Source organism: Bacillus sp. BS3(2021), from assembly GCF_021043345.1.
GTDB lineage: Bacteria > Bacillota > Bacilli > Bacillales > Bacillaceae > Bacillus > Bacillus paralicheniformis.
This window is the reverse complement of record NZ_JAJNDM010000004.1, coordinates 329,117-344,812: the sequence shown is the minus strand read 5'-3', so window position 1 is coordinate 344,812 and position 15,696 is coordinate 329,117. Positions and strand designations below refer to the sequence as shown.

14 protein-coding genes are annotated in these 15,696 nt (G+C 44.9%); 2 read left to right on the top strand and 12 right to left on the bottom strand.

Features of this window, described 5'->3' with window-relative positions; genetic code table 11:
- Nucleotides 1-36: 36 nt before the first annotated feature.
- Nucleotides 37-828 (bottom strand): alpha/beta hydrolase family protein, encoded by a 792-nt coding sequence (locus LQ247_RS11740; protein WP_231006077.1) that lies wholly within the window; start codon nt 826-828, stop codon nt 37-39.
- 594 nt (nt 829-1,422) lie between these two features.
- Here LQ247_RS11740 and LQ247_RS11735 point away from each other — a divergent pair.
- Nucleotides 1,423-2,523: a Rap family tetratricopeptide repeat protein gene (locus tag LQ247_RS11735; protein WP_231006076.1), complete on the top strand. Its 1,101-nt coding sequence runs from the start codon at nt 1,423-1,425 to the stop codon at nt 2,521-2,523.
- Entirely contained in the window at nt 2,520-2,651 is a 132-nt protein-coding gene (locus LQ247_RS22055; RefSeq protein ID WP_268509387.1) for a hypothetical protein, read from the top strand. The genes LQ247_RS11735 and LQ247_RS22055 overlap by 4 nt, the downstream gene beginning before the upstream one ends.
- 179 nt (nt 2,652-2,830) lie before the next feature.
- On the opposite strand, the gene LQ247_RS11730 is transcribed toward LQ247_RS22055, so the two are convergent.
- The 11 genes from LQ247_RS11730 to LQ247_RS11680 all read right to left on the bottom strand — a co-directional run bounded on the left by LQ247_RS11730 (nt 2,831) and on the right by LQ247_RS11680 (nt 15,612).
- On the bottom strand, nt 2,831-3,112 hold the full coding sequence (locus LQ247_RS11730) for a putative quinol monooxygenase (protein WP_020451467.1): 282 nt from the start codon (nt 3,110-3,112) through the stop codon (nt 2,831-2,833).
- A gap of 311 nt (nt 3,113-3,423) precedes the next feature.
- The gene (mutL, locus tag LQ247_RS11725) at nt 3,424-5,334 is read right to left on the bottom strand and encodes a DNA mismatch repair endonuclease MutL (protein ID WP_231006075.1); all 1,911 of its coding nucleotides are present in this window, start codon (nt 5,332-5,334) and stop codon (nt 3,424-3,426) included.
- A gap of 17 nt (nt 5,335-5,351) precedes the next feature.
- Entirely contained in the window at nt 5,352-7,961 is a 2,610-nt protein-coding gene (gene mutS / locus LQ247_RS11720; protein ID WP_216904282.1) for a DNA mismatch repair protein MutS, read from the bottom strand.
- Nucleotides 7,962-8,070: 109 nt separating this feature from the next.
- Nucleotides 8,071-8,619 carry an outer spore coat protein CotE gene (cotE, locus tag LQ247_RS11715; RefSeq protein WP_020451464.1) on the bottom strand — a complete coding sequence of 183 codons (549 nt, stop codon included), beginning with the start codon at nt 8,617-8,619 and terminating at the stop codon, nt 8,071-8,073.
- A 243-nt stretch (nt 8,620-8,862) separates the two neighbouring features.
- A complete protein-coding gene (locus LQ247_RS11710) occupies nt 8,863-9,294 on the bottom strand; it encodes a RicAFT regulatory complex protein RicA family protein (protein WP_020451463.1) in 432 nt (143 codons plus the stop codon).
- A 1-nt stretch (nt 9,295) separates the two neighbouring features.
- Nucleotides 9,296-10,825 carry a tRNA (N6-isopentenyl adenosine(37)-C2)-methylthiotransferase MiaB gene (gene miaB, locus LQ247_RS11705; protein ID WP_020451462.1) on the bottom strand — a complete coding sequence of 510 codons (1,530 nt, stop codon included), beginning with the start codon at nt 10,823-10,825 and terminating at the stop codon, nt 9,296-9,298.
- A gap of 143 nt (nt 10,826-10,968) precedes the next feature.
- Nucleotides 10,969-12,144 carry a glycine C-acetyltransferase gene (locus tag LQ247_RS11700; RefSeq protein WP_231006074.1) on the bottom strand — a complete coding sequence of 392 codons (1,176 nt, stop codon included), beginning with the start codon at nt 12,142-12,144 and terminating at the stop codon, nt 10,969-10,971.
- Between the two features lie 14 nt (nt 12,145-12,158).
- On the bottom strand, nt 12,159-13,202 hold the full coding sequence (tdh, locus tag LQ247_RS11695) for an L-threonine 3-dehydrogenase (protein WP_095290538.1): 1,044 nt from the start codon (nt 13,200-13,202) through the stop codon (nt 12,159-12,161).
- 124 nt (nt 13,203-13,326) lie between these two features.
- Nucleotides 13,327-14,247 carry a dipeptidase gene (locus tag LQ247_RS11690; protein WP_020451459.1) on the bottom strand — a complete coding sequence of 307 codons (921 nt, stop codon included), beginning with the start codon at nt 14,245-14,247 and terminating at the stop codon, nt 13,327-13,329.
- Nucleotides 14,248-14,352: 105 nt separating this feature from the next.
- Nucleotides 14,353-14,613, bottom strand: coding sequence for a stage V sporulation protein SpoVS (gene spoVS / locus LQ247_RS11685; RefSeq protein WP_003181955.1), 261 nt, complete (start codon nt 14,611-14,613; stop codon nt 14,353-14,355).
- A gap of 201 nt (nt 14,614-14,814) precedes the next feature.
- Nucleotides 14,815-15,612, bottom strand: coding sequence for a TIGR00282 family metallophosphoesterase (locus LQ247_RS11680; protein WP_231006073.1), 798 nt, complete (start codon nt 15,610-15,612; stop codon nt 14,815-14,817).
- Between the last annotated feature and the right edge of the window lie 84 nt (nt 15,613-15,696).

The window sequence follows — 15,696 nt, the reverse complement described above, 5'->3', positions numbered from 1 at the left end:
TCTCATTAACCTAGCTTGAAGCATCAGTAGCCGCAATTATCCCAGCGCCCGCGATGAACATATTATATCAATTACTGAATTCCATGCTGTTGAGGTAGGATCAATAATTTTAAAATGTTCCACATATGGAAGCACAATTAATCTAACATTACTGCCTTGTTCGGTTGCCTTGAAATAGTAGTCCTTGCTTAACTTTATTGGAACATGACGATCCTTCACTCCATGAATTAAAACATGATCGGTTTTTATCGGCAACAACTCAATTGGAGAAACAACTTTATAGCGTTCAGCTACCTCTTGTGGTGACCCACCCATTAGTGCGGATACATGACTTTTCATTCCTTTTTCTTCGTGAAATTCCCACATTTTTTTTAAGTCTGTTACTCCAGCCAAACTTATTACTTTCTTGATAGACACTAACAGCTTATTAAACATTTGATCTGATTTTGTTTCAGCTCGAGAGGCTAGCCAAAGTGCTAAATGAGCTCCTGCCGAATGACCCATAACAATTACATTTGACAGGTCTAAATGATAAGATTCCTTTACCTGTGACAGATGATTTATAGCATCAATTACATCGTTAAATGTCCCTTTCCAACCTCCTCCTTCTTCCCCTACTCTGCGGTACTCAACGTTCCAAGTGGCATGTCCCCTACTAGTTAAATCCTCAGCAATAAGATTATTTTCTTCTAAGTCATATTTCGACTGCCAAAAACCCCCATGAATCAAAACAACTACTGGGCAAGGCTTTTTCCTTTCAGGCACCCGTAATACACCGTATTGCGAGTGATGTTTTCCATAAGATATTTTAACTTTATTAGACATCATTCTCCTCCCCCTTACGTGAGGCATCTGCAAAGGATCCGAAAGCCCCCATCCGATCGATGCGAAATCGAGCAGGGCTATAGCTGTAGATAAGCAATAATAGCTTTTTTAGTTCTGTCCTTATCGCTTATAAACCAATTTTCCTCATCTAAACATTTTGCGTCGTAATGTTCTTCCTGGAAGTCGTGATCTTCATCAATCAAAGCACTAAACATGTCCTTTTCCAATTAAAATCAAGCCATCCCTCCACGATACCTGCCAATACGTTTTGATGTGTTGTCCTCGCTTTTTCAGGTTGACAAACTGATTTCAGGCGCTTTGATGTTCCTTGGCCGCTTTATAGTCTTAGTCAATAGAAAGTTTTCCCCTATACGGAAAAGAATTGATGAATAAATTCTGTCTCTCTGTGAAAATGAATCATTTTATTCACGCTGATAAGCCTAAATCAAAATTCCCCTTCCGAAAAACTTATAAAAAAGGAAAAAGATTGTCAAAAAGTGACCCATTCTGTAAAATAAACCATATGAAGAAAAAGAAAAGGCTACATACTCATTTTTTAGAAAATTTCAAATAGACAAAAGAAAGGATGTAAAGGTCTTGGAAGTTAAACTCGCATCTGAAAAAGTTGCAAAGATGCTTAATCAATGGTACGGGATGATTAAACGCCATCAAATCACAGAAGCCATAGCATTAAAAGAAGAAATTCAAAGTCTCATCAAGCACATGAGTGAAGATCAAAACCTGCTGCTTTACTTTAATTTGTTAGACTTTAGATATAAGTTGATGACTGAAGAAATTGAGGAGTCCAATAAGCTTTATCAAAGTATAAAAACGATCGGAGCGGAAAATACAGATAATATGATTGTCTATTATTCTTTGTTTTTTTCAGGAGTTTATGAATTCTATAAAAAAGATTACGTTGAAGCCATCAACTTCTATCAGCTTGCCGAAGCCAATCTCCGCAATATACCCGACCAGATTGAGCATGCAGAATTTCATTATAAGATTGCTGAAGCTTACTACCAGATAGATCAACACCTTATTTCAATAAGCCACGCCCAAAAAGCAAGAAGCATTTTCAAAGAATACCCGGATTATAAACTTAGATCTGTTCAATGTGAGATGACCCTTGGCGCTAATTTATATGACATGTACAGGTTTAGTGCAGCAGAAGAGCATTACCAAAAAGCGTTGAATGAAGCAAAAAGCGCAAAATACTATAGATTGGTTGGCTTATTATATCATAACCTTGGATTAATTTATGACAAGAAAAACATTTGCGGGTTAGCTGAAGAATATTTTAAAAAAGCGATCGAGATCACAGAACATATTGAGTCAATAAATGGAGCCCGGACCCTTTATATGATGGCAAGCCTGTTGTATAGAAATGACAGAACAAAAGAAGCCAGAAGCTGGTATGAGAAAGGCCTTGAACATGTAGATTCAACAGGCGAAGATGAATACCAAGCAAAATTAAGATTAATTCACTCTTTATATGACCATCATAATGATGCTGCAGTGAACGAATCATTACAATACCTCGAACAAAAAAATTTATGGCCAGATATTTCAGAACTTGAAGAACAAATTGCAGAATATTATTTAAAACAAGGAAATTTATCCAAGGCTGTTGAATATTTAAAAAGAGCATTAAAAGCAAAAAATCAAATTTTGAAAGTAACGGAGGCGTTAGCATGAAAAAATTAAGTATCATCGGCGTATTAAGCATCCTTACACTCACTTTTGCTTTTGGCACTTTCGAAAAAGCGAGTAACTTTGGGGAAGAGCAAGAGTTTCATGTTGCCGAAAAAGCAATCACCGGCTAAAAATTAAATCAGTGTTTCAGATTAATTGGTGAAGCGGACTCCTAAAGGGTCTGCTTTTTTGTTCTTAACAGCCCTCGGGATTATCCGAGAGCTGTCGTGAGATTGTAAATTGACCCGCCGTTTTATTTGATAGTATTTATCCTTTTAAGGCCATCTCCATATAAATCTCAAGGAGCCTTTTAATCCTTCACATTGCTTTTCATTAACCATTCTACTTCCGTTAATTCTTGTTTTTGAACGTCTTTTGTGTGTTTTTTTGTGAAATGGACCTTAAGAGCTTCTTCGTTTTCCCAAATCTCCCAGAGCATGATTTTGCGTTCTGATGGTTCAAGGGGATACGCATGGAATTTAATGCATCCTTCTTCTTTGTTCGTTTCTTCCTCAAGTATTTTGAATTCCTTCATTATTTCATTGAGGTCTTTATCACTGATAATTTTTAAGCATGCCGTTATGTAATGCATCCAAATTCCCCCTTCAAATCATTTCATAGCCTTTCATTATAACATTTTCTCAAAAGATGAAAACAACTGCGAAATTTGTCTAATGGCTGCCTTATGGGTTTCCACTTAAAAAAGGGCTCTCTATGAGATGAAGCCCTTTTTCCCTATCTTGAGAATAACCGGACGATATACGTGCCGCTTCCTGATGTTCTGGACACTAAACTTTTTAATGGGTGTTGAAACAATCCGTCTAAAAGTGGTCAAAATGTGGCCAATAAAATGAAAATCGCTCTCAGCCGTTGATGTAGCAAGGGCTGTGAGCGATTAGATATTTACATGACCCGCTTAAACATCTTCTCCATCTCATATGTCGAGTAGTGGATGATAATCGGCCGGCCGTGCGGGCATGTGAATGGGTCGGATGTTCTGCGCAGCTCATCGAGCAGGGCGATGATTTCGTCGTCCCGCAGATGATGGTTGGCTTTGATGGAGCCTTTGCAGCTCATCATGATTGCGGCTTCTTCGCGCAGTTTTTTGATGTCGATCGTGCGGTCATCAAGGACCTGTTGAATGATGTCTTCAATGATCGTCGTTTCTTCCCCTTTTGGAAACCAAGTCGGGTGGCATCGGACGATATAGCTGCCGGCGCCGAACGATTCGAGAAAGACGCCGACTTTGGCTAAATCGTCCAAGTGCTGGTCGATCGTCAGCGCTTCATTTTTTGAATAATGGAATGTCAGCGGCACAAGCAGGTCCTGGACTTCCGATTCGACTTCCCCGACTTTTTCACGGAAATATTCGTATTTGATCCGCTCCTGTGCGGCGTGCTGATCGATGATGTACAGCCCGTTTTCATTTTGGGCGAGAATGTAGGTGCCGTGCATTTGGCCGATCGGATACATGATCGGTACCCTTTCTTTTGGCGTCTCTTCGTCATGGGCGTTTTCGCCTGCCTGTTCCGGTTCGGCTTGTACGGCCGGTTCGGCTTCCGCCGTATACTCTTCCGCTCCAGGCCATTCAGGTTCGGTGTCTTGCATAATGCTTTCTTCGCGCTCTGCGGGAGCGGGAGGAGGCGGGTCTTTGACTACCGAGCTTAATTTCATCGCCGAAAACGATGGCTCCGGCTTATATTCTCTTTCAATATCAGGATCAGATAGAGGTGCCGGCTCTCGTACCTGGTCGAAAACAAGCTTTTGCTGTTCCGGTTTATTGATCAGAGGTGCGGTTTTTTTCGGAACTTGCACGCTTGGAATGAGCTGCTGCTGTTTAAAGACGTCTTTGATGGCGTCGCGAATCAGTTCGTGAAGCTCCGTCTCTTTGCTCAGCCTGACCTCCAGCTTTGACGGATGCACGTTGACATCCACAAGCAGCGGGTCCATGTTGATTTCAATAAACGTGATCGGATGGCGGCCGATCGGAAGAAGCGTATGGTAGCCCTCGTGGATCGCTTTCACGAGCGGAAAATTTTTAATGTATCTGCCGTTGACGACAGATGACATGTAATTTCGCGATGCACGCGTAATTTCAGGAAGGGCGATATAGCCTTTCACTTCAAAATCAAGAGATCTCGCTTCAAGCGGGAGCATTTTTTTGGCAACCGCCGTGCCGTAAATCGCCGCAAGCACGTGGCGGACATCGCCGTTTCCGTTTGTCTGCAGAAGCGTTTTCCCTTGATGACGCAGCCTGATCGAAACTTCCGGGTGGGCAAGGGCGATTCTGTTGACCACATCTGTAATGTTGCCAAGCTCCGTATGGATCGTTTTCATATATTTCAGCCTTGCCGGCGTATTGAAAAACAGATTGGTAACCGTAATTTCGGTTCCTCTGCGGCTTGACGCTTTTTGCTCGGAAATGATTCTTCCCCCCTGAAGCGTCAAATGGGTGCCTGCTCCTTCTCCGGTGCTCGTTTTAATGCTTAGATGTGAGACAGACGCGATACTTGGCAAAGCTTCTCCGCGAAATCCGAGCGTTCTGACGCGAAACAGATCGTTTTCGTCTTTGATTTTGCTTGTGGCATGACGCAAAAAAGCCGTTCTGCAGTCTTCTGCATCCATCCCTTCGCCGTCGTCAAGCACTTTAATCGAGGCGAGACCCGCTTCTTCAACATCGATTTCAATCACGGAGCTGTTCGCATCGATTGCATTTTCGACAAGCTCTTTGACGACCGACGCAGGCCTTTCCACTACTTCACCCGCCGCGATTTTATTCGATAAATCGTCTGGCAGCTGAACAATTTTTGCCAAGTTGGGTCACCTCTTTATTACTTTAATTTTTTTTGCAGCCTGTACAGTTCATTCATGACTTGTATAGGCGTCATATCGAGCAGATCCATCGATTTAAATTCGGCTAAAACAGCCTGCTCTTTTTTGGAGAGCTTCGTCTCTTTTTCTTTCGGCTTGTCCGTTTCAAAAAATGACAGCTGGGCCGGTTGATCTGCAACAGTTGCCGCGACTTCTTCCGCCGCCTCTTTTACCGTATTCGGAGCCGTTGATGGAACCGCTTCTTTGGCGCCGGATTCAAGCTCTTTCAGGATCGTTTTCGCCCTGCTGATCAAACCGTCGGGCAATTCGGCAAGCTGCGCGACATGGATACCGTAGCTTTTATCTGCTGCACCTTCTTTTATCTGGTGAAGGAATACGACCTTTCCTTCGTATTCTTCCGCACGAACGTGAACATTCTTCAAGTCGGCAAGCTTTTCTTCAAGGGATGTCAGCTCGTGATAGTGAGTGGAAAATAAAGTCTTCGCGCCGATGTGCTCGTGAACGTACTCGATGATTGCCTGCGCAAGCGCCATTCCGTCGTAAGTGGACGTACCCCGGCCGATTTCGTCAAATAGAATCAAGCTGTTTTTCGTCGCATGAACGATCGCATTTTTGGCTTCAAGCATTTCCACCATAAACGTGCTCTGCCCGGATATAAGATCATCCGCAGCACCGATTCTTGTAAAGATCTGATCAAAGATCGGCAGCACCGCTTTTTTGGCAGGAACAAAACAGCCGATCTGCGCCAAAATGGAGATCAGCGCCATCTGTCTCATATACGTGCTTTTCCCTGACATATTCGGCCCGGTGATTAAAAGCATCTGTCTGCCTTTGCCCATTTCGCAGCTGTTCGGAACGTAAGACTGGCTGTCCATCACCTTTTCTACGACCGGATGCCGTCCGTCGATCACCTGAACGACGTCCTCGGAAAACTCCGGTTTAACATAGTGGCGGCTTTCGCTGATCGTCGCAAAACATTGGAGCACATCAAGCTCGCTCATCATTTTTGCCAGCTGCTGCAGGCGCGGAATATATTCCTTCACCTTGCTGCGAAGCTCGGAAAACAGCTCATACTCCAGCTCGCAAATATTGTTTTCCGCTTCGAGAATCAGCGCTTCTTTTTCTTTCAGCTCCGGCGTGATGTAGCGTTCTGCATTGGTCAGCGTCTGCTTCCGTTCATAGCGGCCTTCTTCAAGCAGATGGATGTTGGCTTTCGTCACTTCAATATAATAGCCGAACACCTTGTTAAAGCCGACTTTTAAAGAACGGATTCCCGTGTACTCGCGTTCCTGCTGCTCAAGCCTTGCGATCCAGTCCTTTCCGTTCTTGCTTGCGTCCCTGTATTCATCCAGCTTCGCGTGATAGCCGTCTTTGATCAAGTTCCCCTCTTTTAATGAAAGCGGCGGATTCTCGTATAGCGCATCTTCCAAAAGATTCAAAAGATCGCCGCACGGATCGATTTTCTCGGCGCGCGCTTTTGCTTTCGGATGGTCGAGGGAGCCGACAAGCTGTTTGATGGCCGGCACTTGTTTCAGCGATTCCTTTAGCTGGATCAAATCTCGGGCATTGACGTTGCCGTAAGCGACCCTTCCGGCGAGCCGCTCGAGATCGTATACTTCCTTCAGCCGTTCGCGCAAATCTTCCCGCTCAAACAAATGGGCGATCAGCGTTTCGACGATTTCCTGGCGCTCTTCAATCTGTCCCTTTCTGATCAGCGGCCTGTCGATCCATTGCTTTAACAGCCGCCCTCCCATTGCCGTTTTCGTTTCATCCAAAAGCCAAAGAAGCGAGCCTTTTTTGTTTTTCGAACGGATCGTTTCCGTCAGTTCAAGATTGCGTTTCGAATACAAATCGATTTTCATCGCTTCTTCGAGCTCGTAAGCCTGAACGTTTTGAAGGTGGTCAAGGCTTCTTTTCTGCGTCCGCTTCAAGTAGACGTAAAGCCTCATAAACGTATCGACAAGCTCTTTGGACGCCAGACCGTTCACAATGTCAGGCCATTCATCTGCTTGTTCATCCTCGAAAGAGATCGTGGCGCCGCAGCGCTCTTTCAGCAGCGCGACATCTTTCTCGTCAAAGTTGCGGCTGACGACGATTTCCCTTGCTCCGACAGAGTAAATCTCGGAAACGACATCATCAAGCCTTTCGATAATCGTCACTAAGTTCTCGCCCGTCGTCAAATCAGAAAAAGCGAGCCCGTATGTATGCTGAAATTCACTGACAGAGGCGATAAAGTTGTTTTCATTTTCATGAATTCCTTTTCCGTCCATCACGGTGCCGGGTGTGATCAGCTGCACGACTTCCCTTTTGACGACTCCTTTGGCCGATTTAGGGTCCTCCACCTGCTCACAGATCGCGACTTTATAGCCTTTTTTAATGAGCTGTTCGATATATGAAGAGCATGAATGATAAGGAACCCCGCACATCGGAATTCTTTCGCTCGATCCACCGTCTCTGCTCGTCAGCGTGATTTCGAGTTCCTGAGACGCCTTTTTGGCATCTTCAAAAAACATTTCATAAAAGTCTCCAAGACGAAAAAATAAAAAGGCATCCTGATACTCTGCCTTAATCTTTAAATATTGCTGTATCATAGGCGTGTAGCCTGCCATATTTAATCCCTCACTATGTATAAACGTTTCTATTGATTCCAACACTCATTATACCATAAAGATTCATGCTAAAAAAAAGAAACTAGGGTGGTGTTTCCCTAGCTTCCTTTTATTCTTCTGGATCTCCGACCAAAAACTCCGGATTGATGTCCTCAAGTTCTTCATCAAGTTCTTCTTCCCACGCTTCTTCCTCATCGCTTTCCGTCCAATCAGAATTGACCTCAACGACGACCTTCGTCTCGCCGACAACCTCTGATAAAAATTCCCTTTCCGCCTGTACAACCACTTTGTTTCCGTTCGGAGAAATGGTCACTTCAAGGCAGTTCGGCTGCTGAAGCACCTTCGCAATCACTTCGTGTTCATCATCTAAGTAATTTTTGTCGCGATACCGGAGCTTAATAACATCAACATAGGAAACGCGTTCTGTCACAACTTCGGTTTTGGTGTTGTCCGCATATGAATACCAGACGTTGATATCATATGTCCCTTCAATTTCCACGGTTTTTCCGATTTTTTCGGCGTCATACTTATGATTGATAATCCAACCGCCTAAAATACTGGTTGGCTTTTGCGAAGGGGAGATTGTATGAGTGGACTGGGTGAATTTCCGGCCTTTCGCGACCACCGCTTTAGTAATAATTTCCCTGTATTCAGACATTCGGTCATGCCTCCTTGTTTTTCCTCGTATTATCCTATGCTGGGCATTCGTCTAATGTGCGTTCCTTGAGAAATCAAAATAACATCCCATATAATGAATCTGTTTAAGTGTATGCAGATAAAAGGATAAACTTGACTTAAATCAGAAAAGAAAAAGACAGACCGAAAACCGAATCTTTTCAATTAGCCGTCGCGGCGGGAAATTGCATTCAAAAAAACGACGCCTTTAAAAGGCGCCGCCAAATTATAGAGAACAGCTCGGTGATGAATTTTTTACTCTTGAACCGGTCTCGCCTTTCAGCAGGTCTCCACCGGTTGATGTGATGATCTCGTTTGTCACTTGGTTTGATATTGTATGCGCGACGAGCTGAAGAAGGTCGTTGACTTCCATTTGGGAGTCTCTGAACTCTTGAATGATCGGGATCTCGTCAAGCTCTTCCTGAAGCGCGTCAATCTTTGCTTCCGTTTGTTTAAGCGCTTCGTGCTTTTCGTAATGTTTAAAGTTGACGGCTTGCTTTTGCAGGGCTTTGATTTGGTTGATAATGCCAGTTATTTTGGCATTCTCATTAATCTGTGCCTCCGCTTTTTTGAAAAAGTCGACTTCTTCCGTTTCGGCAATCATTTTTGCGAGCTCCCGCGCTTTTGCAACAATCTCTTTTTTCGTATAAAGCGTCACTTTATTTCACCTCGATTGCTTCTCCTACCATTTCTCCGTCAAGCGACCAAGTTTTCGCCTGGTGGATTTTCACGTTGACAAGCTGGCCGATCGCTTCTTTTGGTCCTTTGAAGTTGACAAGCTTGTTTTTCCGTGTATAGCCGGCAAGGATATCAGGGTTGTTTTTACTTTCACCCTCTACTAACACTTCGACAACCTGCCCCTCATATTCCTTCATTTTCTTCGCGGAAATTTCGTTGACCACTTCATTTAATCGCTGAAGCCGTTCTTTTTTCACGCGCATCGGAACATTGTCTTTCATTTTTGCAGCTGGCGTTCCTTCGCGAGGCGAGTAGATGAACGTATAGGCGCTGTCAAATTCAACTTCTCTGTATAAGGAAAGCGTTTCTTCAAATTGCTCATCAGTTTCGTTCGGGAAGCCGACGATAATGTCTGTTGTTAAAGACGCGTTCGGCATCGCTTTTTTAATTTTGGCGACAAGCTCGAGATAGCGTTCGCGGTCGTATTTGCGCGCCATCAGTTTCAAGACATCCGAGCTTCCGGACTGAACAGGCAGGTGGATGTGGTCCAGAAGGTTCCCGCCTTTTGCGAGCACCTCGATCAGATGATCGTCAAAATCACGCGGATGGCTTGTCGTGAAGCGGATTCGCGGAATATTGATTTTGCGGAGCTCATCCATCAAGTGTCCGAGTCCGTATTCCATATCCTCGAAATCTTTGCCGTAAGCGTTGACGTTCTGTCCGAGAAGCGTGATTTCTTTATAGCCTTCAGCCGCAAGTCGTCTCACTTCCTGAATGATTTCTTCAGGACGTCTGCTTCGTTCTTTTCCTCTTGTGTACGGTACGATGCAGTACGTACAGAACTTGTCGCAGCCGTACATGATGTTGACCCAGCCTTTAATTTTGCCGGTGCGGACTTTCGGAAGGTTTTCAATGACATCGCCTTCTTTAGACCACACTTCGATGACCATTTCTTTTGACAGATAAGCTTCTGACAAAAGTTCCGGCAAGCGGTGGATATTGTGTGTACCGAAAATCAGATCGACGAACGGATGTTTCTTTAAAATCCGGTTGACGACTGATTCTTCCTGGGACATACATCCGCATACGCCAAGGATCAAATCCGGATTGTCTTTTTTCAAAGCTTTTAAATGGCCGATTTCACCGAATACTTTGTTTTCCGCATTTTCGCGAATGGCGCATGTGTTTAACAGAATCACATTGGCGTCTTCAGTCGAATCGGTCGGCTCATAGCCGAGGGTCATGAAAATACCGGCCATGACTTCTGTATCGTGTTCATTCATCTGGCAGCCGTATGTGCGGATGTAGAACTTCCGTCCTTCACCCATCCCTTTGTACTGCTCGGAAATTTTAAAATCGCTATGGTATTTAACCTCTTCTTTGCCGCGTTTTTTCGCATCTTTTAAGGAAGGCGGAACATAAACAGCTTCGAAGTACTTGCTGTAATCCTTCTCGGATTTTTTGTCCGATGGATTGACCTGTCCGCTTTCAATGCGCTGTTTCTCATTCATGTTTTTGATCTCCTTTCAAACAAAGCTCCACTCTTCAGTATAAAGGTTCTCGGTTGTCAGCACAACCCAGAACCTATCATTGTACACTAACTGAAAATGATTATCAATGGTTATTTGCTTTGTTTAAAAAGAAATCGATGAGTTTAAAGCAGACCCGCTTTTTTGGCGCCGGTTTCAATGATTTCAAGGGCTTTATCAAGTTCTTCTTTCGAATGCTGGGCGGTCATGATCGTTCTGATCCGCGCTTTGCCTTTCGGGACGGTCGGAAATACAATGGCCTGGGCAAATAAACCGAGCTCGAAAAGCGTGCTTGAAAAGCGGCATGCCTCGGTTTCATCACCTATTAAAATCGGCGTGATCGGCGTTTCGCTCTTAATCAGCGGAAGGCCGATTTTTTCAAGCTCTTTTTTGAAGTACGAGGTATTATCCCAAAGCTTTTTAATTAATGAAGGTTCCTCCATCAGCACATTGACCGCTTCAATGCATGCCGCAGTGACGGCCGGCGGATGGGAAGTACTGAAGAGAAACGGTCTGCCTTTATGCTTTAAATAGTCGATCAGCACCTTGGAACCGGCCGCATAGCCTCCTAAAACACCGATCGCCTTGCTGAGCGTGCCGACTTGAATGTGAACCTTCCCGTCCAGCCCGAAATGGTGAACCGTTCCGCGCCCGTTCTCGCCGAGAACGCCGGACGCGTGCGCGTCGTCGACCATGACAAATGCGTCATACTGTTCAGCGAGCCGGACGATTTCGGGAAGCGGCGCGATATCTCCGTCCATCGAAAACACGCCGTCTGTAACGATAAGCCGCATTCTGTAATTCATTGATTTTTTTAAAATCTTTTCTAAATCTTCCATGTCCGCATGCTGATATACTTTTTTGCCCGCTTTGGTAAGTCTGATGCCGTCAATGATGGAAGCATGGTTTAATTCGTCTGAGATGACGATATCATCTTTGGTAAGAATGCTTGAAAGAATGCCTTGATTTGCGGTGAAACCGGACTGGAATACGAGCGCAGCTTCAGTATTTTTAAATGAAGCGAGCTTCTTTTCGAGCTCATCATGCATGGTGAATGTTCCGGCTATTGTCCGGACCGATCCCGTTCCAGCTCCGTACCGTTTTACCGCCTCTTCGGCCGCTTTTTGGAGGCGCGGATGTGACGTCAACCCGAGATAGTTATTGGATGAAAGCTGAATGATGTCTTTTCCCTTCATTTTGACAGTTGATCCTTGCAGCGATTCGATGATCGGCAGTTCCTGAAAAGTTCCGTTTTCTTTCATTGTATCAAGCTCGGAAGCTAAAAAATTAAATTCTTTCATATCCATCTCTCCCTTCACGGTATCAATACGACTTTTCCGCATTGCCCTTTTCTCATCAGTTCAAAGCCTTTTTCAAACTCTTCCATCGGGAAACGGTGGGTGATGACAGGCTTGATTTGAATCGTACCGGACTGGAGAAGACCGCTGACCTGCCTCCACGTTTCAAACATTTTGCGGCCGGTAATTCCCTGAACCGTCAATCCTTTAAAGACGATATCATTTGTCATATCGATGCATACGGGATGCTCGGGCAGACTTAAGACATGCACCCGCCCTCCGTTCGCAGCCATTTTTAAACTTTGGCGGATGGCCGTCGGATGGCCTGACATTTCGCAAACCAAGTCCGCCCCTTCACCGCCTGTTAAAGCGCTTACATTTTTGAGCGGATCTTCTTTTTCAACGGAGATGATATCGGTTGCCCCCATTTGCAATGCAAGGTCGAGCCTGTATTCGTTTTTATCGATGGCGATCACTTGTGACGCGCCTGACGCTTTTGCAACTGCCACGGCCATCAATCCGATCGGTCCGCAGCCGACGACAGCGACTTTCACTCCAGCTGTCATTCCCGTCAGAACCGTATGCACGGCGTTTCCGAGCGGTTCTTGAATAGAAGCGAGATCCTCAGGCATGCCGTCCGGATTTTTCCAAATGTTTGCGGCAGGCACTTTGACATATTCAGCAAAACAGCCGTCTGTATCGACACCGAGAATCAGCGTTTTTCTGCAGACATGCTCTTTTCCGGTCAAACACGGCAGGCACTTTCCGCAAACGATGTGCGTTTCTGCCGAAACATACTCCCCTTCTTGTACCGCAGTCACATTTTCCCCCACTAGTACAACCTCGCCGGAAAATTCGTGGCCAAACACATAAGGCGGTTTCACCCTGCTTTTCGCCCATTCATCCCAATTATAAATATGGACATCCGTTCCGCAAATCGATGCGGCTTTGACTTTGATCAGCACCTCGTGTTTGTCGATCTTCGGTATCGGGACGAGCTCGAAGCTGGCGCCTGGCTCCCCCGGCTTCTTGATAAGCGCCTTCATATTTCCGTCCAAGATGAACAGACCCCCTTTGCAAAATCGCTTTACAAAAGGATTGTAGCACGATAATTCATATTGGTAAACACCTGTGTCCTCCTGATAAAAACAGATGAACACCCTCTGAAAAATGTATGATATTTTTTTAAAATGGGATGCGGCTGAAGAAATTTTGAAAGAGAAATCCGTCGACTTGACTTGGTGTATATGAGCGCTGCAAAGCTTCGATCAGATTCCCGTAATCTTTGTGGGCTTCCAGACCCGGAATGACCCGGTCGATGCCGTCAAAATCAGATCCGAATCCGATATGCCGCTCGCCTCCCAAAGAGCAGACATGGTCAATATGTGAGAGGATATCTTTGATCACAGGCGTTTTTCCGTTTCTCACGAATTCAGGGACAAATGTCAAACCGATGACGCCGTTCTTTTCAATAAGCGCTTTGATTTGATCGTCTTTTAAATTTCTCGGATGAGGGCAAAGGCTGTGCGCATTCGAATGAGAGGCGATCGGATACGCTGCCGTTTCAACCGCACCCCAAAAGCTTTTCTCTGATAAATGGGAGAGATCGGTCCATGCCCGGTTTTTGTTCGCCTTGCGAATCAGCCTTTCCCCGTAAGAAGTCAAACCTGCGTTTCTTTCTTCTAAAGCGCCGTCTGCGAACGTATTGGCCCAGTTCCACGTCAGGCCGAAACTTCTGACTCCGAGCTGAAAAAAGATGTCAAACAGCCTTAAGTTTTTTGAGATCGGCTCACAGCCTTCCATCGTTAGAATGATGCCGGTTTCATCGCTTTTGAGCTTGTCGATATCGGCTTTATGTTTGATCAGTTTGATCCGCTTGTACTTTGCAATTTTTTCGTGAAACAGCCGGATCTGCACGAGCGCCATTTCAAGCCTTATTGTGTCGGGTACGGTTTCGGGCAGAAAAATCGCCAGACACTGCACTTTCGCCTTTCCGTTTAACAGAGCCTGAACCGGCGTTTGAAGCGACGGGTCACTGTACTCATTAAGCTTCGGATTTTTCCAGAGCTTCAGCAGCAAATCAGAATGGGCATCAAAAATTTTCACGTTCATCCTCTCCCGGCTGCATTTTTCAAAAACGGCTAAACCAAAAACAACCCGCTTACGTGAAAGTAAGCAGGTTGAAGCATTTGAAAAAGAGTGATTTTTCTATCAGCGAGGCTCTACGATTAGCTTAATCGCTGTTCGTTCTTCACCGTCAATTTGAATGTCCGTAAACGCCGGAATGCAAATCAGATCGACACCGCTCGGTGCTACAAATCCCCGTGCAATCGCTACCGCTTTAACAGCCTGATTTAATGCTCCGGCTCCGATTGCTTGAATTTCTGCAGCTCCTCGTTCCCTCAAGACTCCTGCGAGCGCACCTGCGACCGAGTTTGGATTTGATTTTGCTGAAACCTTTAATATTTCCATTCCTGCTCCCCCTTAAGTTTACAATGGATAAGTGAGTGTTCATTAGAACAATCATTATTAGATGTTGCTATTTTCAAAGCCATCCCCTTTTAATTGCTTTTCAAAAATAGCAGGGTACCTTCCATTTTTACTATATTCACTATAGGACCGGGATATTCCTGCTTTCCTTTTAATATTTTTCTAAAATGATTTTCTGTTCAGTCATTCAAAAAACATGTGGTCATCATTAATTAATATCCGGTCAATTTTAACGGCTTTCTTGCTCTGTTCGTCAATGTCAATGACAACTCCGCTCAGTGTTGTGCGGCCTTCGGCAATCTCAAAACGAACGGGCAGGCTCGTTTTAAATCGCTTGATAATCGTCTCGCGGTCGACGCCGAGAATCCCGTCGTAAGGCCCTGTCATCCCTACGTCTGTTATATATGCCGTGCCTTTCGAAAGAATGCGGTTGTCAGCTGTCTGAACATGCGTATGCGTTCCGACAACCGCTGAAACGCGGCCGTCCGTATACCAGCCGATCGCCTGCTTTTCGCTTGTCGCTTCGGCATGAAAATCGATAAAAATGAACGGTGTTCTTTTTGACGCTTCTTCTATTAATTCATCAGCTTTTCGAAAAGGGCAATCGATCGCAGGCAGAAATGTGCGGCCTTGCAAATTGATCACAGCCAGTTCCTTCGAACCGTTTGTTTTTATGTATGTGATGCCTTTTCCAGGCGTGCCTTCGGGAAAATTGGCGGGTCTGACGATCTGCGGCGCATCATCAATAAAATCAAATATTTCCCTTTTATCCCATGTGTGGTTTCCCATTGTGAGAACGTCGGCTCCCGCTTGAATGAGCTGGTGGTATATTTTTTCGGTAATGCCTTTTCCGTGTGCGGCGTTTTCTCCGTTGACGATGACGGCGTTCGGTTTATATTTCAGCTTCAGCTTCGGCAAATAGGTTTTGATCATGTCTCTGCCGGGCGAACCGACAACATCTCCAATAAATAAAATTCTCATAATTTGACCCTTTCTTTTTTAAAATAGGTTTTAATCATAGTGTTACACAAGGAAACAAAAAAATAAAGTGGCGCATTCGCACCA